This window comes from Verrucomicrobiota bacterium, from assembly GCA_037139415.1.
Classification (GTDB): Bacteria; Verrucomicrobiota; Verrucomicrobiia; order Limisphaerales; family Fontisphaeraceae; genus JBAXGN01.
Genome location: JBAXGN010000012.1, coordinates 1 through 18297 on the forward strand (window position 1 = coordinate 1; position 18297 = coordinate 18297).

Annotated in this window: 17 protein-coding genes; 13 read left to right on the top strand and 4 right to left on the bottom strand. The window is 59.1% G+C overall.

Going from position 1 to position 18297, the window contains the following annotated elements:
• Window positions 1–342: 342 nt before the first annotated feature.
• Entirely contained in the window at window positions 343–2886 is a 2544-nt protein-coding gene (locus WCO56_03470) for a hypothetical protein (protein MEI7728598.1), read from the top strand.
• 12 nt (window positions 2887–2898) lie between these two features.
• Here WCO56_03470 and WCO56_03475 read toward each other — a convergent pair whose 3' ends face one another.
• Genes WCO56_03475 through nrdR form a run of 3 tightly spaced genes read right to left on the bottom strand, consistent with a single transcriptional unit; the run spans window position 2899 to window position 4289 of the window.
• Window positions 2899–3243 (bottom strand): histidine triad nucleotide-binding protein, encoded by a 345-nt coding sequence (locus tag WCO56_03475; protein ID MEI7728599.1) that lies wholly within the window; start codon window positions 3241–3243, stop codon window positions 2899–2901.
• 40 nt (window positions 3244–3283) lie between these two features.
• Window positions 3284–3838, bottom strand: a complete 555-nt coding sequence (locus WCO56_03480) for a hypothetical protein (GenBank protein ID MEI7728600.1) — start codon at window positions 3836–3838, stop codon at window positions 3284–3286.
• Window positions 3804–4289, bottom strand: coding sequence for a transcriptional regulator NrdR (nrdR, locus tag WCO56_03485; protein ID MEI7728601.1), 486 nt, complete (start codon window positions 4287–4289; stop codon window positions 3804–3806). The genes WCO56_03480 and nrdR overlap by 35 nt, the downstream gene beginning before the upstream one ends.
• Window positions 4290–4427: 138 nt before the next feature.
• Here nrdR and WCO56_03490 point away from each other — a divergent pair, with 138 nt between their 5' ends.
• The 3 genes from WCO56_03490 to WCO56_03500 all read left to right on the top strand — a co-directional run bounded on the left by WCO56_03490 (window position 4428) and on the right by WCO56_03500 (window position 6683).
• On the top strand, window positions 4428–4859 hold the full coding sequence (locus WCO56_03490) for a hypothetical protein (GenBank protein MEI7728602.1): 432 nt from the start codon (window positions 4428–4430) through the stop codon (window positions 4857–4859).
• A gap of 418 nt (window positions 4860–5277) precedes the next feature.
• The gene (locus WCO56_03495; GenBank protein MEI7728603.1) at window positions 5278–6162 is read left to right on the top strand and encodes a HEAT repeat domain-containing protein; all 885 of its coding nucleotides are present in this window, start codon (window positions 5278–5280) and stop codon (window positions 6160–6162) included.
• Window positions 6163–6428: 266 nt separating this feature from the next.
• Entirely contained in the window at window positions 6429–6683 is a 255-nt protein-coding gene (locus WCO56_03500) for a hypothetical protein (protein ID MEI7728604.1), read from the top strand.
• Between the two features lie 15 nt (window positions 6684–6698).
• On the opposite strand, the gene WCO56_03505 is transcribed toward WCO56_03500, so the two are convergent.
• The gene (locus tag WCO56_03505; GenBank protein MEI7728605.1) at window positions 6699–8354 is read right to left on the bottom strand and encodes a sulfatase; all 1656 of its coding nucleotides are present in this window, start codon (window positions 8352–8354) and stop codon (window positions 6699–6701) included.
• A 159-nt stretch (window positions 8355–8513) separates the two neighbouring features.
• On the opposite strand from WCO56_03505, the gene WCO56_03510 reads away from it, so the two are divergent.
• From WCO56_03510 to WCO56_03550, 9 genes are all read left to right on the top strand, one after another.
• Complete coding sequence (locus WCO56_03510) at window positions 8514–9434, top strand: hypothetical protein (protein MEI7728606.1); 921 nt, start codon at window positions 8514–8516, stop codon at window positions 9432–9434.
• Window positions 9435–9488: 54 nt separating this feature from the next.
• Window positions 9489–10712 carry a hypothetical protein gene (locus tag WCO56_03515; protein MEI7728607.1) on the top strand — a complete coding sequence of 408 codons (1224 nt, stop codon included), beginning with the start codon at window positions 9489–9491 and terminating at the stop codon, window positions 10710–10712.
• Window positions 10713–10769: 57 nt separating this feature from the next.
• A complete protein-coding gene (ribD, locus tag WCO56_03520) occupies window positions 10770–11909 on the top strand; it encodes a bifunctional diaminohydroxyphosphoribosylaminopyrimidine deaminase/5-amino-6-(5-phosphoribosylamino)uracil reductase RibD (protein ID MEI7728608.1) in 1140 nt (379 codons plus the stop codon).
• A gap of 213 nt (window positions 11910–12122) precedes the next feature.
• Window positions 12123–12797: a response regulator transcription factor gene (locus WCO56_03525; protein ID MEI7728609.1), complete on the top strand. Its 675-nt coding sequence runs from the start codon at window positions 12123–12125 to the stop codon at window positions 12795–12797.
• Window positions 12778–14178 carry an ATP-binding protein gene (locus tag WCO56_03530; protein ID MEI7728610.1) on the top strand — a complete coding sequence of 467 codons (1401 nt, stop codon included), beginning with the start codon at window positions 12778–12780 and terminating at the stop codon, window positions 14176–14178. Before WCO56_03525 ends, WCO56_03530 begins: the two co-directional genes overlap by 20 nt.
• 86 nt (window positions 14179–14264) lie before the next feature.
• On the top strand, window positions 14265–15074 hold the full coding sequence (dapF, locus tag WCO56_03535; GenBank protein MEI7728611.1) for a diaminopimelate epimerase: 810 nt from the start codon (window positions 14265–14267) through the stop codon (window positions 15072–15074).
• Window positions 15075–15136: 62 nt separating this feature from the next.
• Window positions 15137–15877, top strand: coding sequence for a type II secretion system protein (locus WCO56_03540; protein MEI7728612.1), 741 nt, complete (start codon window positions 15137–15139; stop codon window positions 15875–15877).
• 41 nt (window positions 15878–15918) lie between these two features.
• The gene (locus tag WCO56_03545) at window positions 15919–17265 is read left to right on the top strand and encodes a Gfo/Idh/MocA family oxidoreductase (protein MEI7728613.1); all 1347 of its coding nucleotides are present in this window, start codon (window positions 15919–15921) and stop codon (window positions 17263–17265) included.
• A 127-nt stretch (window positions 17266–17392) separates the two neighbouring features.
• Window positions 17393–18163 carry a type II secretion system protein gene (locus tag WCO56_03550; GenBank protein ID MEI7728614.1) on the top strand — a complete coding sequence of 257 codons (771 nt, stop codon included), beginning with the start codon at window positions 17393–17395 and terminating at the stop codon, window positions 18161–18163.
• The last annotated feature ends 134 nt before the right edge of the window (window positions 18164–18297 follow it).

An 18297-nucleotide genomic window follows, 5' to 3' on the forward strand; every position in this document is an offset into this window, starting at 1 on the left:
TTGTGATCAAATTCATCGCAGGGAACATATAAGGGAGAGGGTTAGGGTGAGGGGGTACGGAACTCTCAAATTCGGAATGCGGATTTCGGAATGCGGAACTCCAAAAATGTCGGCGCGTGCATTTGCTCTGCGCCGCAGGTCGGTTGAGGGATGGTTCCCCGGTGAGCCTCCACAACCCTTAACGCGACGGCGGCAATTCCGCAATCCGCAATCCGCAATCCGAATTCCAAAGCGGCTCCCGCGCTTCCTTGGGGCCAGGGCCAAAGTTCGGACAAAAACAATTCGCTTTATATTTTCACAATGCAGGATACATTAGTGGTATTGGCAGCTTGCCAACCTATTATGAAATGTTTCATTCCGTTTCGATCCGTGTATTGGTTAACCTTGAGTCTGGGCGCGGGAACGCTCCTGGCAGCCGAACGCTTTCCATTCGTGATTCCAGGGGACGATGCCTCGCCCACGATCACCGATCTGGCCGGGCTCTCCCCCAAGCCCGCCGGAGCGGATGGTTTTGTGCGCATTCGGGACGGGCATTTCTACACCGATTCCAGCCGGCTCAAGCTCTGGGGCGTGAACACCTGTTTCAGCGCCAACTTTCCCACGCACGAGGAGGCGGAGAAGGTGGCCGCGCACTTTGCCAAGCTGGGCATTAACGCGGTGCGCATGCATCATCATGATACCGCCAACTCGCCGCGCGGCGTGTGGGGGCCGATCGTCAACGGCCAGCGCACGCTGGACCCGCAGCAATTGGATCGCCAGGATTATTTCCTGGACCAATTGAATCAGCACGGCGTTTATGCCAACTTGAACCTGCACGTGGGCCGCGCGTTCACGGAAGCGGAGGGCTTCACCGGCAAAGATTTGCCGTACGCGGTGCATTACGACAAATATCTGCTTTATTTCGAGCCCAGGATGCGCGCCCGCTTCAAGGAGTTCTGCCGGGATTACCTCACACATGTGAACCCTTACCGCAAACTGAAACGCTCGGAGGATCCCGGCGTGGCGGTGGTGGAAATCGTCAACGAAAACTCGTTCAGCCGGGATGGCGCGCGCACGGCGGCCAGTTTACCCGAGCCGTATCGCGGCGAATTTAAGAAACAATGGAATGAGTGGCTCTCAAAACATTACGCCGACACCGCCGCCCTCACCAAAGCCTGGGGCAGTGAGAGCGAACCCCTCGGCCCCATGGTGGCGGATAGCTCGGCGTGGAAGACCAACCTGGGGGCCTGGCGCGCGCATCAGACGCAGGGTTTCCCATTTGAAACCCGCTTCAACCAAGCCGGGCCGGAACCCAAGACCCCGGCCATGCAGGTGCGCATCGTCAAGAAAGCGCTGGAGGTCATGCAACAGGAATTGATCCTCAGCAACCTTACCCTGGAAACCAACCAGCTCTACACCGTGTCCTTCTGGATCAAATCGGATACGCGATGCGCGGTCCATGCGGACATCTCGAATCAGGGGCCCGGCAACTGGAGCAGCGTCGGCTTCCGCGAGCAGGTGCAAGCGGTCGCGAAGTGGCAGCAAGTGCATCGTGTCTTCCGCACCACCGCCGACATTCCCGGCAAAGTCCGTTTCTGCCTCAAGTTCGGCGGGCAGGAGGGTAACTTTTACATCGGCGGCGTGCGCCTGCGCAAAGGCGGCGAATACATCGTCATCCCCATGGGCCAATCGTTGGAAGAGGATACGATTGAGATTCCCGTGGATGGCTGGAGCGAGGTAGCCGTGCGTGACGTGAAGCATTTCATGGAAGATACGGAAATCGGTTTCATTCGCGAACTCACCGAATACTTGAAGAAAGACCTCGGCGTGCGGGTGCCCATCACCGCCTCGCAAATCACGTACCATGGCGCGGACATCGTCGCGCAGACCTGCGATTATACCGATATTCACGCCTATTGGCAGCATCCCCGCTTCCCTGGCAGGCCGTGGGATCCGCAAAACTGGACCATCAGCAACACCCCGATGGAAACCGTGCCCAACAGCGACCGCCTGCTGGCCTGCGCCCCGTGGCGTTTGCTGGATCGTCCGTTCACCATTTCCGAGTGGAATATCCCCGACCCGAATGATTACGCCGCAAGCGTTGTTCCGTTTGCCGCCATGGTGGCGGCGTTGCAGGATTGGGATGGCGTCTTTTTCTTCCAATACAGCAATGGGGGCGGCGAATGGTTTGGGGACCGCATGAATGGTTATTTCTCCTTCGGCGGACAACCCGTCAAGCTGGCCATGCTCACCGCGTGTGCCAATATGTATCGCCGGGGCGATCTCGCGCCCTTGCCCCAAGTGGCCGCCGGCTCCCTGAAAACCATGATGCCCGCCACGCTGGCCTTATCCCATCGTTTGGGCATGGACCCGAAGGCCGAAAAGGCGGCGGAACTCCCAGCGGTGGCCAATCCCAAGCTACTCACCGGCCCCGGCGTGCTCTGGGATGCCACCGATACCAACCGCGCCGTGGTGCAAGTCAACACGCCCGCGACCCGCGCCATTTGGGGCTTGGTAGCCGAGGGCAGCTACAACCTCGGCGGCGTGCAACTCAAGTTTGGCCCGATTGAACGCAACTACGCCGCCCTGGTGCTCACCAGCCAGGATGGGCAGCCATTGGAAAAATCCAAACGCATTCTGCTAACCGTCGTGGGCTCAGCGCAGAATCAAGGGATGATCTGGAATGAGCAGCGCACGTCCGTGAACAAGAACTGGGGGACCGGCCCCACCATGGTCAACGGCATCCCAGTGGAGCTGACTTTGCCGTTCCGGGTGCAGAGCGTACACGCATTGAACCCCAAAGGGGAACGTCAGGGAACCGTGCCAGTGCAAGCGGACGGCGCGCAAAGCCGCCTTGCCATTGGGCCGGAATTCAAGACGCTGTGGTACGAATTGACGGCGGAGTAATCCGCAACCGGATCAGCCCGGCGGCCAGGCCATCGGGCGTCCGCCGAGTAAATGCACGTGCAGATGCGGCACGGACTCCCCGGCATGTGGTCCCTGGTTAATCACCAGCCGGTACCCGGTCTTATCCACGCCCAAATGCACGGCCACCGCCGCCGCCTTGAGCAGCAGATGCCCCAACAACGCCTGATCCTCCGCGCTCGCCGCCCCAATCCGCGAAATGGCCTTGCGCGGCACGATCAAGACATGCGTCGGCGCCTGCGGCGTGATGTCCCGAAACGCCACGACCAGCTCATCTTCATAAACGATCTGGGCCGCGATATCCTTGTCGCAAATTTTTTGGAAGAGGGTCTTGCTCATAAATATTCAGTCGTTGAACCTCAGGTTAAATCCCGCCGGGTCAAGTCACCATCAACCCGCAATCCGTCGAGCCTTCGCGCTGCTTGAGGCAATCGCGCAAAAACTCCACGATCTGATCCTGCAACCGCTGGCATTGATTGTTCCAGCGGCGGGTGCCCAGCAATTGTTTGACGCAACCGCGCAACCCGCGAAACCGCACCAGCGCGGGTGCGATCGCCAGTTGCCGTTGCATCTCCTCGCGCAACAGGCGGAAGAACATCAATTCAAAACCTTCCCCCGAAGCGGACGCCAGGCGTTCCAAATCCGAATCCGCCACGGACGCAGCCGGCGATTCGCCGGCGTTCACCAACGAGACGCCCAGCCCGCGCAACACCGTTTCAAACACCCGCGTGAATTCTGCCACCGTGATGCTGTCCCGTCCCTGCTCCTGACGAAAGAAATACACCACCGCCTCCAAGGCGTTATCCACCAACTCCCGGTCCACGCGGCCCGGAAACTCCGCGAGCAGCTTGCCGGCCAAGTCGGCGGCGCTCATCGGCAGCAGTTCGCCCGCCTCGGTCTCAAACACCAGGCAATCGCAGCGTAGTTGTATCATTTCTCACCTCCAGCTTCTTGACCGCATGCACAAAATCGGTCGCCTCCTGAAAACGCCGATACACGCTGGCATACCGCACGTACGCCACCTCATCCACCTCCCGCAACCCATTCATCACCTTCTCGCCAAGCACCGGACCGGGCACTTCCGAATCGAATTCCGCCGCCGCCTGGTCGGCGATGCGGTTGACCAGTTCCTGGATGACCTCATTGCTGACCGGGCGCTTTTGGCACGCCTTTTGAATGCCATTGAGAAGTTTATCCCGGTTAAACGCCTCGCGCCGGCCGTCGCGCTTCACAATCATCAGCGTGCCACGCTCGATCTGCTCGTACGTAGTGAAGCGATGCTGGCACTGGAGACATTCGCGGCGCCGGCGAATGGTCGAGCCCTCACTGGAAGTCCGTGAGTCAATCACTTTATCATCCTGGCCACCGCATTTAGGACAGCGCATAAGTTAATACCACAAAGTATAGTATGCGCGATTTAGTACCACACTGCATATAGGTAAGTCAACACGGTATTCTGCGTTTTTTCGAATTCCCGCCCCTTGCTCCTTGAAATACGCGCCACCAGAGCGTAAGCCCCATCCATGTTCGCCGATAATCTGGAAATAACGGGCGGGACGCTGGGGAAAAGGGAAAGTGCCGGGGGGGTTGTCATCAATCTTATTAAATACGCCCGTTTTGCGCCGCGCAGGGCCAGATTTGTCCGTTGCAAAACGCAATTTGCGGTCCGCACAAAGCGTTATGCAAAGGACAAATCGAGGGTTGCGGAGGCTCACCGGGGAACCACCCCTCACCCGGCCTGCCGCGCAGAGCAAATGCACGCGCCGACATTTTTGGAGTACGGCGGCAAGGTGGGACAAAGGGGCCGCGACACCGTTTTGGATTTCAACCCGCCAACCATGATTTACCGCCCGAATAGTCGTCGGCCCTCCATTCCGCATTCCGAAATCCGCATTCCGAATTTGAGAGTTCCGTCCCCCCTCACCCTAACCCTCTCCCTTGAGGAGAGGGAATGACGCTCGCCGCGTTTTGATATTCCAAAGGCCATGCGTGCGCTCCCGCCGTGGACGGATTCTGCGCCGGACGCCAAAGACTCACCAGCAACCCATCATTCGCTCCCTCAGCCGCAGAACGGACCTCCTCTCCCCGAGGGAGAGGAAAGAGGTGAGGGGGTACGAAACTCTGGGAATTCCCCCGCTGTCAAATTTCCCCGCGCCACTCCATTTAGGTCTCCTCAGGTACACCCGCGTTCACTCCAATGGACGGGGCAAATCCAAAGCGGTGTCGCCCGCCGCCCCTTTTTCCCCCTTCGGTTGCCACCGCACTCCAAAATTCCCCGCGCCTTCATATTTGAGACTCCTTACGTCGTCACCTACGTTTGTTTTTGTGCGTTTTTGATGGCCAACGGGGCGATTCCGGGGCAGAATGCCGCTCATGAAAACCACGACGAAAGTATGGCTGGGCGCAATGGTGGCGATTGTCCTTATAGTGTCATGCTCTACTCCGCCGACGGGTCTGTTTAGCCCCCGTTACAATGGAAAGTCATTACTCACTTGGGTAAACAAAATATCTCCTTCTTCAAGCGAGGCGGGCATCGGTGAAATAAGGCCTGATGAAAAGGAAATTGCCACTGCATTACAGGCCATGGGCACCAATTGTCTGCCGTATTTGATCGCCAGAATTAAGTTAAAAGAATCGATGTCTGAAAAAATGGGATTCGATTTCAATCCAAGACTGCCTTTTGATGAATCTTCAAGAGAAATAGAACTAGAGCAGAAGCGTCGGCAGGCAGCGAAGGGTTTCTGTATGCTGGGGCCGATTGCCACACCGGCCATTCCACAACTGGTTCCACTATTAAATGATGAAACCGTAGTAGTCTCCGTTACTTGTGCTTTGGTGGGCATCGGAACCGCAGCATACCCCGCGCTATTTCAGGCTCTGCAACATACGAATACTAATATTCGACGCTCCGCAGCTTTAGGTATCTCCCAGCACAGGGGAAAAGGAGAATTTGCCATACCCGCACTGCTCGCAATGTTAAATGATCCAGATGGAAAAGTCCGTTCTGCGGCTGCCTATACGTTAGGCAAAATAAACAAACAGCCGGAAATTGTCGTTCCCGCGCTTATTAAAGGATTATCAGACCCGGATCCTTCCAAGGGTGCGAGTATGGCGTTTGGGTTATATGGATATGGAAAGGCTGCCGTCCCAGCGCTGCCTTTGCTAAGGGAACTTCTCACCAAAACCAACCTGACGTATTTTCAAGTAGAAGAGATTCATAGGGTAATCGGGAGTCTTTCCGGCCCTTTTCTACCATGATGCCAGCAGAGGGTGCCAGGCGCGTCCATTTCTGAAAGAGTGAGACTCGTTACCTCATCGCCTACCTTTATCGGGGCGCTTTTTTGATGGTCAACGGGGCGATTCCGAGGCAGAATGCCGCCCATGAAAACCACGACGAAAGTATGGCTGGGCGCAAGCGCGCTGCTCGCCCTCGTCGTGGCGTTGTACTGCTCCCCGCCACTACCCCCGCCGTCCAAAACCCCGTAATTCTGCCCTGCGCCGCTGGAGTTCTGCCGCATAATACTATGAAAGATTTAACGAATCCGCGTTGGATGTGGCTCAAGGCCGGGTTGCTGCTGTTGATCGGCGTGGTGGCCGCGCTGTTGTTGCTGTTGGAGGCCGCCACGGTGAAGACGGCGGTGCTGCTCGGCATTGTGATCTGGAGTTTTTGCCGCGCTTACTACTTCGCCTTCTATGTCATCGAGCATTATGTGGACCCCGGCTACCGGTTTTCCGGGTTGCTCGCGTTTCTGCGCTACGCGCTGCGGCGGAAGGTGTGAGCGCCGCCCCCCGCCCTACTGCGGGGCTTTCTGCTTTTTATTCTTGCCGCCCGCTTTCTGGTTGCCCCCGCCGGCGTCGGTGAAGGGCGGGTTCTCAAAGATGCAGGTTTCGCCGAGGACGCGCGGGTCCTTGGCCTCGGTGAGGACTTGGAGGAGGCGCGCGGAGAGTTCGTCTTTCACTTTGGCGTAGGCGGGATCGCCCGCGAGGTTCTTGGTTTGGTCCGGGTCGTTGCGGACGTCGTAAAGTTCTTCGCCGGGGCGCTTGCCAAAGGCCCAATTGTAGTGCCACTTCCATTCGGGGGTCAGGCGCTGGCCGATGAGCCAGGCTTTGGTGGGGCTGGCGTCCATATCGGCAAAGGCGGCAAAGGTGTTGTGTTCGAGGACGCTCGCGGGCGGGGCCTCGGTGTCCGTAACCAGGCCGGGGCTGCCCATTGGCCAGCGGTCCGGCATGAAATTGCGGACGTAGAGGAAGTCCGGGGTGCGAATGGCGCGGTGGGGATAGGGTAAATTCCCCGGACGCGCGGCGGCGACGTGGCGCTCGCGGCCGGTGACAACCCAAGTGCGGGCGGGATCCACCTGGCCGGATTTATTGGTTTGGAGGACGTCCCAAAAGCTTTTGGCAATCATGGTGGCGGGAGGCTTGACACCGCCGATTTCCAGGAACGTGGGGGCGAGGTCCATCAGGTTGACGAAATCTTCCAGCACGCGCCCGCCCTGGACGCCCGGCACGCGGGCGATGAGGGCCACGCCGACGCCGAAGTCGTACAGGTTGCATTTGCCGCCGGGCACACCGGGCATGCCGTGGTCGCCGCTGATGACGATGATGGTGTTATCGAGTTCGCCGGCGTCCGCAACCATTTTGACGAGCAGCCCGACGCTGGCATCCCAAGCCTGGATTTCGCCCATGTAATCGGTGTAATCCTCGCGGACTTCCGGCACGTCGGGCATGAACTTGGGGAGTTTGCCTTGGACGGACTCCGGCTCGATCCCCCAAAGGGCTTTGCCGGAACCTTTCTCAAATTCGCGATGGGTGAGCGTGGGGCCGAACCAGAAGCAGAACGGCTGGCCGGGCTTGCGGTCGTCGAGGAAAGCTTTGAAGTTGTCGCGGACTTGGCCGAGCATCTTGCCCTTGGCGGCCTCGAAGGTCATGCCCTCGCGGACCATCCGGGTGGCGTTGGCGGAAAAGCGGTTGAACTCGCGCCCGGCCTTTTCATAGGCGTGCTGGGCGCCGCCGTACGGGGCATCCGCCGGCGTGCCGGGGCTCCAGACTTTGTAGCTCTTGCCGATGTGGTAGCCGGCGTCGCGCAGCAGCAGCGGGTAGCTGGGAATCTTCTCATCCCACATCGCGCCTTGCAGAATCGCGCCGCGCCCGGTGCGGAAGAAGTATTGGCCGGAGAGCAGTGAGCTGCGGCAGGGTGTGCAACTGGGGGCGGTGACGTACGCGTTCTTGAACAGCGCCCCCTCGCGGGCGATGCGGTCAATATTCGGGGTCTTGATGACCTGGTTGATGGAGGGGCGGGTCTCCGTGGCGGCATAGACGCCCGCATAGCGGCCCCAATCATCCGCAAAGAGGAAAAGAATATTGGGCCGCGCGGGTTTCACCGCCGCAACGGCGCTGCCGCCAATGAGCACCAGACCGATCAGCCAGCCAAGACTTGCAATGCGCTTCATCGGGGCATGAAGCCACTCCGCCGCGGAAAATACAAGCCTGCAAGCGGCGGCCATGCGGCCCGCGCCCGCGCTGCGGCCCCGCTTACGCGCTTGACTCACGCCCGGTAAGGCGTATGAAACGTGTGGCCGATTGCGAGGCCGGATGATCGCGGCTCCCTCATGACACGTACATACGATTTGGTAATGACTCACCACTTGGACGCGGATGATTATTTCATCCAGCGCGTCCAGTGGCATTGCGCTGCCGCCGGGCTGAACTTCTTTCTCATCGAGCCGCTGTGGGTGCGGGAATTCCAGGAAGCATTGCGGGCCAACCGCGTCTGGGCGCGGGCGCTGATTAACATGCATAGCGAGCATCATCAGCCCGAGGACATTTATCATCAGTTGATTCTGCTCGCCGCGGAACGCAATATCCTGCTCGTGGACCCGCCGGCGGTGGCGCTGGCGGCATTTGACAAGGCGCGGCTGCATCCCCAGTTGGAGGCGGCGGGCATTCCGGTGCCGCCCACAGTGATTGTGCCAGCCGAGGCCGCGGCGGCCTTCCAACTTTCCGCGGCGGACCGGGAGCGATTGGGCAGCCCGTTTGTCATCAAGCCGTGCCGGGGTTACGGGCGGCGCGGCGTCCTCCTCAAGGCGGAGAGTGAAGCGGATTTAGCCGCCTCGATGGCGCAATGGCCCGACTCGCATTACCTCCTGCAAAAGCGGATCGTCCCCGCCCTGGTCGGCGAAGAGCCCGCCTACTTCCGCGTCTTTTACGTCTTCGGCGCGGTGTGGAGTTGTTGGTGGAATTGCCACAACGACCGCTACCGCCTGATGTCCACCGCCGATCATGGGGCCTGGCAACTGGACCGCGCGGAAGCCAAAGTGCGCCGGATCGCCGCGCTGACCGGCATGAACTTTTTCTCCACCGAATTTGCGTTCACGGAGGACCGGAAATTTGTCGCCATTGATTATGTGAACGACCAGTGCCACCTGCTCAGCCAATCCATCAGCCCCGCGAACGGAGTCCCGGATTCCCTGGTGGCCGCCATCGCCAAACAATTGGTGGAGGGCGTGCGCAGCCGGATTCAGAAGAGCTGAGTGGCGGATATATTGGGCTTGCGCCAGCGGCTGTTTTTGACTATGAACAGGGCCATGCAAACATGGCGGGTAATCCGGGCTCTCGTGATGGTCGCGTGGTTCCTCAACCACTGGCAGGCCAGCGCACAATTGGACCCCACCACCAGGAATTTGATCCAGCTTGGCTACAATCAACCCCTGCGCGGCTCCGCGCCGATGGCCGGCTACGCCTTTTATTATTGGAACAAGCCGGGCTTCCTCCGCACCAACCTGACGATGCGCGTGGCCATTGCGCCGGTTTACCTGGATGCGGAACTGGGCATCCGCGAGGCCCTCGGGGCGAACACCGATGTGGGGATTGGCGTCGCCGGGGGCGGTTTTGCCGAAACGTACTCCGAAATGCGCAACGGCAACTATATCCACGAGGAATCGTTCACCGGCCACGAGATAGACGGCAGCCTGAGTGTCTATCACCTCTTTAATCCGGCACAACAAATTCCGCTCTACGGCTTGCTGCGCGCCAGCGTCCACCGCGCCTTCTACGGGCGGGATAACGCGACCGCCCCCGGGTTTAAGATTCCCACCGACCGCGACACGCTGGTGACCCGCGCCGGGCTGCGCTGGGGCGGCAATGAGCCCGTGCTGGTGCCTAACGCGGGCCTGGAGTTGAGCGTCTGGCATGAGGGGTACTTCCGGGATCACGGCCAGAACTACGGGTACAACCAGGACCGCCGCATTGAAGCGAACAGCCACCGCTTTTGGGGGCGCGCCCTGCTGGCCAACACCTTCGATGACGGCCTGCACTTTAACGTCCACGTCACCGTGGGCACCTGCCTGAACCCGGATCGTTTCAGCGCCTACCGGCTGGGCAGCTATCTCCCGTTTACCTCGGAATTTCCGCTCTCGATTCCCGGCTACAACTTCCAGGAACTGAGCGCCCGCAACTTTGCAAACCTGGGGGCGATGGTGATGGTGCCCTTATGCGAATCCCGGCGCTGGAGCGTGCTGGGCTCGGTGGATAGCGCCGTCATTGACTACGCGCCCGGCCAGGCGCAGAACGGTCATTGGAACTCGGGCGTCGGCGGCGGTCTGGCCTACGAATCCGCCTCCCACGGTTTCCAAGTCATTGTCAGTTATGGCTACGGCATCAACGCCATCCGGCACGGCCAGCACGGCGGGCACAGTGTCTGCGTGCTCGCGCAGTGGGATCTGGAAAAGGCCCGGCCCGCGCTCCTCGACCCCGCCAATAATCCCCTGCGCTCGCGCTTCCTGAACAACTTCCTGCAACGCATGTTTTAACCCAGTGATTCCCCTTTCGCGGCGGAACAATACGGGTTACGTTGTCTCCCAGTTACGATGACTGCATCGAAAATAAATTCAAGCAACGCGCTCGACCGCCGTCACTTGCAAACGGCGCTGCGGTTGGCCCGGCGCGCTTACGGACAGACCGCGCCCAACCCCATGGTCGGCGCGGTGCTGGTCAACGGCGGTCAAATCATCGGGCGCGGCTGGCATCATCAGGCCGGCCAACCCCATGCGGAAATCGAGGCCTTGCGTGACGCCGCCAAGCGTGGCCGCGATCCCCGGGGCGCAACGCTGTACATTACCCTTGAACCTTGTTGCACACAGGGGCGCACCCCGCCTTGCACCACCGCCATCATCGAAGCGGGCATCCGGCGCGTCGTCGTGGCCGCCACCGACCCCAACCCGCAACATGCCGGGCGCGGATTTGCGCTGCTGGAAAAGGCGGGCGTACAGGTACAGCATGGCGAACTGGCCACCGAGGCAGAGCTTCTGAATGAAGCCTTTAACCATTGGATCGTCCACCGTACTCCCTGGATCACGGTCAAAGCCGCCATGACCCTGGACGGAAAAATCGCCACCGCCTCCGGCGAATCCAAATGGATCACCGGTGAAGCCGCCCGCGCTGAGGGCATGAACCTGCGCCTGGGCGCGGACGCCATCCTGACCGGCATCAACACCATCCTGGCGGACGATCCCTCCCTGACCCTTCGCTTGCCGGATGGCGTTACCAAAGCGCGCCCCCTGCGCCGCATCATCCTGGATAGCCGCGCCCGCACCCCGCTTGCCGCCCGCGTCATAACGGATGCCTGTGCCGCACAAACCACCCTGGTGACCACGGCAGCGGCTCCGGCAACACGCCGCAAAGCCCTCGCCCGCCACTGCCAAGTCTGGGTGGCCCCGACGCGCAATGGCAGAGTGGACCTGCGCTGGCTCTTGCGCCGGCTTGGCAAAGAAGAAATCACCAACCTGCTCGTCGAGGGCGGCGGAGAGGTGAACGCCGCCTTCCTGCTGAATTCGCTAGCACACCGGGTGGCATTCTTTTATGCCCCAAAAGTGTTGGGGGGGCGCAATTCCAAACCGGCGGTCGCCGGCTTGGGCGCGCGTTCCCTGAAAGAAACCCTGCGCCTGCGCGACCTGGTCTGGCGGCAACTCGGCGAAGACCTTTTCCTCACTGCGCGAATTGCCCGGTAACGGCGGGTAAACTGCTTGCGGGACGACGGAGAAAATGCAATCTTGACGAGCGGGCTGCATCGAACAAAGCTGGCTTCAATAAGCCCAGCCCGGTAAATTAACAACACTGTGGTGAACCATTCAATTCAGGCGCGGCGGCAGTGGCAGCGGAGCGAAGTTCTGCAGGCCTTCACGTGGTTTGAGTTGCTGGTCATTGCCAACCGATAACGGCCCATGCGCATCCTGGTCATCGAAGATGATAAGAAGATCGCCTCGTTCATCGTCAAGGGGCTCCGGCAAAACGGTTTTGCCGTGGACCACGCGCCTGATGGCGACACCGGACTGGACCTGGCGTTGACCACTCCGTACGACACCATCGTCGCGGACATCATGCTGCCCAAACGGGACGGCCTCAGCGTGGTGCAGGAATTACGCCGCCAGAAGATCCGGGTGCCGGTACTCTTCCTCAGCGCGCGCTCCTCCGTGGATGATCGGATCAAAGGCTTGCAGATGGGCGGGGATGATTATCTGGTGAAACCGTTTTCATTCAGCGAATTGCTGGCCCGCGTGCAGGCGCTGATCCGGCGCTCCACCCAGAGCGTCGAGGCGACCACGCTGACCGTGGGCGACTTGTCGGTGAACCTGGTAAATCGCGAAGTGCGGCGCGCCGGTCAGTTGATCGAGTTGCAGGCCAAAGAATTTTCCCTGCTGGAGTTCCTGATGCGCAACGTGGGGAAAGTGGTGACCAAAGCGGTGATTCTGGAGCACGTTTGGGATTATAGTTTCGATCCCCAGACCAACGTGGTGGACGTCGTCGTCTGCCGATTGCGCAACAAAGTGGACCGCGATTTCGAACCCAAGCGCATCCAAACCCTCCGCGGCGTCGGCTATGTTCTCAAACCCGATTAAACCCGCGCGCGGCAGCTTCGGCTTGCGCTTGAACCTGTGGTATTCGGCGGCGTTCATCGCCACCGCCTGCGGCATCTTCCTGCTGGCCTATTTTCTGCTCGCCTCCGCCATTCAACAGAAGGACCGGGAATTGTTGCAAGCGCGCTTGGAAGAATACCGCGCGTGGTATGAAGGCGGCGGCATCAACATCTTGAAGGCAAAATTCCTGAACGATCCCACCAGCGCACGGAACGCGTTCTTCGTGCGGGTGGTCAGCCCCTTCAACCAGGTATTATTCCTGAACGTGCCGGAAACATGGCAGGGCTTTGACCAACGGAAGATCGAAGTGGTGGCCCCCTCCCAGGCGCAACCCTGGCTCACTCTCTCCGGCGACACTTCCCGGCAAACCTGGTTGATCGCCACGGCGCCCTTGCGCGGCGGGCTGCTCTTGCAGGTCGGCAAAAACACCGAGCAAACAGAGGCGCTGCTGAACCAGTTCCGCCTGATCTTCGGCTTCTCGATGGCCGGAGTCGTCGTGCTGGGATTCATCGGCGGCGCGCTTTTCACAGGACGGGCGTTGCGTCCCATCCGGGATCTGATCAGCGCCGTGCGCAACATCATTGACACCGGCAACATGAGCGCACGCGTCCCGTCCCGCACGCCCAGCCGGGATGAATTGGACGAATTGGTCAGCCTGTTCAACCGGATGATCGAGAAAAACGAGGGCCTGATCCGCGGGATGCGCGAGGCGTTGGATAATGTGGCGCATGACCTGCGGACGCCCATGACCCGGTTGCGCGCGGAAATTGAAGTGGCGCTGCAATCCGGCAACCCGGAAACGATGCGGGCCGCGCTGGCTGAAAACATGGAAGAATCCGAGCGCGTGCTGACCATGCTCAAGGCTCTGATGGATATTTCGGAGGCGGAAACCGGCACGATGCGGCTGGAACTCTCCGAGGTGGAAGTGGGCTCACTCATCCGCCAGGTGCATGAGCTTTACGAAATCATCGCGGAGGAAAAAGGCATCCAACTCACCGTGTCCAACCTGCCTGCGACGCTCACCGTCAAAGCCGACCGCACCCGCATCCAGCAATGCCTAGCCAACCTGGTGGATAACGCCATCAAATACACCTCAAAAGGCGGTAAGGTGGATATCACCGCCGCCCCGACCAGCGACGGTGGCGTTTCCCTGCGCGTCCAGGACACCGGCATGGGTATTCCCGCTGAGGAGATGCCACGCATCTGGGACCGGCTGTATCGCGGCGACAAGAGCCGGCACGAAAAAGGACTGGGCCTGGGCTTGAGCCTCGTCCGTGCCATCGTGCAGGCGCACCATGGCCAGACGGAAGTCCGCAGCCAGGTGGGCCAAGGCTCCGAGTTTGTCATTATTCTGCCCGCTTAGCGCGAATACCAGATTGCCGCGCGCATCCTGGGATTTCTGGTTCAAAAGTCATTGCAAGATTGAGGAAGGCGAGTAGTTTAGCTTACATGATTTTAGAGTTCACGAAAATGAACGGAGCGGGCAATGACTTTGTCCTGTTGGATAACCGGCCGGGTCAGTTGTCCTTGACACCCGCACAAGTCACCCGCCTGTGCCACCGCCAGCGCGGCGTTGGTGCCGATGGGGTGATGTTGCTCGTGCCCTGCCAGAGCGGGAAAGCAGATTGGGCCTGGACGTTTTATAATAGCGATGGCAGTTCGGCGGAAATGTGCGGCAATGGCGCGCGCTGTTTTGCCCGTTATATCCAAAAGCTTACGGGCGTGGAAAGCCAGGTCACCTTTGAAACGATCGCCGGCGTGATCACTGCCCGGTTTGCCGGGGAACGGGTGACCGTGAATCTCACCCAGCCCAAGGACTTGCGAATGAACGAAACGGTACCCTTGGCTAGCGGTCCGTTGACCTGCCATTCCCTGAATACCGGAGTCCCACACGCCGTCATCATCGTGTCGGATGCCGACCAGGCCATGGTGCAGAAGATCGGCGCTGAAGTGCGCTATCACCCACACTTTTCGCCCAAAGGGACCAACGTCAATTTCGTGCAGAAACTCGGCCCGAACGCCATCCGCGTACGCACGTACGAGCGCGGGGTGGAAGGCGAGACCCTGGCCTGCGGCACAGGAGTGACGGCGTCGGCCTTGATCGCCGCGCGTGTCTTTAATTTCCCCTCCCCCATCCAGGTCACCGTACTCGGTGGCGATACCATGGAAGTCAGCTTCAAGGAACTGAACAGCCAATTCACCGACGTGCAATTGACCGGCCCGGCTGACTTTGCTTTCACGGGGAGGATTGAGGTTTGACCAATCCGATGGAACCGTTGGTAATTTGAATAGGTAAAGACTTTGTGGCGTCACACCTATAGATGCCCGAGTCGTTTTTAACTTTGGAATCCAGCCCGGCTGGAAACACCCTGTGCCGTCGCGGCCAAGTGCCATCCCCCTTGGCGTTTACCTTGATTGAACTGCTGGTGGTGATTGCCATAATTGCCATCCTGGCGGGCATGCTCTTGCCAGCCTTGGCCAAGGCCAAAGCGAAAGCGCAGCGGATTGCCTGTGTCAACAATCTGCACCAAATCGGGATCGCCTTTCGCGTCTGGGGCATGGATCACGACGAACATTTTCCATGGTTGACGGACCAAGCTGATGGAGGCGCCCTTCATCTGGATCAGGCATGGCAACACTATGTGGTCGTCTCCAACGAATTCAGTACTCCAAAAATCCTGGTCTGCCCGAGCGATAACAGAGTCAAGGTGGCTTCCAATTTTTCCACCGATCCCACCTACGGGTTTGCCGGCATCGGCAACCTGGCGTTGAGTTATTTTTTGGGGGCGGAAGCCAGTGATGATCTGCCGAGATACCACCTGGCTGGCGACCGCAATGTGTATGGCAAGGACGGTGGCACCTGTGGCGTGGCACAAATCAGCAACAACATCACCACCTTGTATCCTGACACCTGCGACTGGGGTGCCACCAATTTGCATCTCGGAGCGGGTAACATCGTCGGCGTGGACGGTAGCGTGGTCCAACTGAACTACCCCAAGTTGGTGGATTTCATGTGGAACACGGGTGATTCCAATCTGAGCAATTGCATCTTGCGCCCATAAATTAACTACCAACACAACAACGCATCCAATCCTCACCTGCTATGAAACACATAATTTCCCGACGTCATTTTCTGCGTGGCACCGCCGTCAGCCTGGCGACCGTTTCAATTGTGCCCGGCCACCTATTGGGTCTGAATGGCGCCACACCCCCCAGTGAAAAACTGAATCTGGCCTTCATCGGCGTAGGAGGACGTGGCCGCACCAACCTGGATGAGTTGGCCAAGACCTGCAACGTGGTAGCACTTTGCGATCTGGATGACCGGCGCTGCGCCGACACCTTGAAGCATTATGCCTCCACCAAGCGCTTTCGCGATTTCCGGAAAATGCTGGATGAAATCGAAAAGCAGATTGACGGCGTGGTGGTGGCCATTCCCGACCACGCACATTCCGTGGCAGCCATGCACGCCATCAAGCTGAAAAAGCATGTCTATTGCGAAAAGCCCCTCGCGCATTCGATTTATGAAGTGCGCAGCCTGATGGCTGCCGCGCAGGAAAACAAAGTCATCACCCAACTCGGCAACCAAGGGCATTCCTTTGCGTCCGTCCGGCGATTCTGCGAGATGATCTGGAGCGGTGCCATTGGCAATGTCCAGGAAATCCACACCCGCATGGAGCGGGTACACAGCGGTATCAGCCTGCTGGAAAAAGCGCATCAAGGCGAACCCGTTCCACCCGGCTTGGATTGGGACCTCTGGTTGGGACCCGCCCAAAACCGTCCTTATAGTTCCTGTTATGTGCCCGGCAATTGGCGCAACTGGCGGGCGTTTGGCGGCGGCGGCCTGGGGGACTGGATTTGTCATCTGGTTGACCCGGTGTACTGGGCTTTGGATTTGGGCGCACCCTCCTCGGTGGTCGCCGGACCGGTGGATTACGACCCGGTGGCGCACGCGGATACCTTTGCCACCGCCAACACGTACCGGTTTGAATTTCCCGCCAAAGGCAAACGCCCCGCTTTGAAATTGATCTGGAATGACGGCAAGAAACCCGCGCCCGAAGTGCCGGAGCTGGAAGGCGAGGAATTTCCGCGCATCGGCGTGGTCGTCGTCGGGGATCAAGGCAAGATCATCTACGGTTCCCACGGCGCGACCAGTTGCCGCATCATCCCGGATGCAAAAATGCTGCAATACCGGAAGGTCGAAAAGCAATCCACCGTCATGACATCGGATGGGCATTATCAGGATTGGGTGGATTCCTGCAAGACCGGCAAACCAGCGGGCTCAAACTTCAACTACAGCGGCCCCCTGACGGAGATCGCGTTATTGGGGATTATCGCGCTAAATTTCCCGGGCCAGAAACTGGAATGGGACGGCCAAGCCGGCCAGTTCAAAAACATGGCTGCCGCCAACCAATACCTCAAGCCAGAGTTCCGTTCTGGATGGAGTTTGTAACTGGGGAGCATTCAAAATTTACGCATTTCTGGGATTGACGGGGCAAAGGTAACGGGCGATGGTGTGGTTATGGTACGACGTAAAATAATCGAACCAACTTGAAACACTCGCATTCAACGTGTGACTTATGAAAGCGCGAAAAACTCACGGTTTTACCCTGATCGAACTACTGGTTGTCATCGCCATCATCGCCATCCTGGCCGGGTTACTGTTGCCGGCGCTGGCCAAGGCCAAACAGAAAGCCCAAGGCACGATGTGCATGAACAACGGCAAGCAACTGGGCTTGGCTTGGTTGATGTACGCTGATGATAATGACGGCCGATTGGTCTCGAATTGGGGGACCACCCTCACCAACCTGGCTTGGGCGGCGGGCGACATGCAGAATACGAGTGATCGCACCAATGCGAACATGATAATCAATGCATTATTGTTTCGCTACGTGAACTCCATCGCGGTTTACAAGTGCCCCGGCAACACTTTAAATATGGTGCGCGGCATCTCCATGAACTACCGCATGGGTGACGGCACCAAAACGGGTACGGATACGGTCAACTTTTACGTTTTCACCAAGAACACCACCATCACCAAACCATCGGATTTCTTTGTCTTTATTGATGAATCGGAAACTGGCATCAATGACGCCGTATTCCGCATCAACCCCACCCTCACTTATGGCAGCAGCACTTGGGGAGGAGGCGTCCCCGACTGGCCGGCCTCCTATCATGGCGGCTCGGCGGGTATGACCTTTGCCGATGGCCATGCTGGCATGCACCGGTGGAAGGACGACCGCACGATCAAGCTCACCACCGGGGGTGCCCTAAACCTCGACTGGCTCTGGACCATGCAGCACTCCACCGAACCCGTGAACCAGACCTGGCCAGCGCCCTATCAAAATTAGCTTGGCTGGCTGCACGGTCGCGTCAATTACAGTGCCGGACTGGCTTCGCAGCGGTGCTCCATTTTTCTGCCGGTTTATTTTTCTGCTAAATCCGGTTCTTGTCACTTCTGTCTTCCGTTCTTGATTTTTTTGCC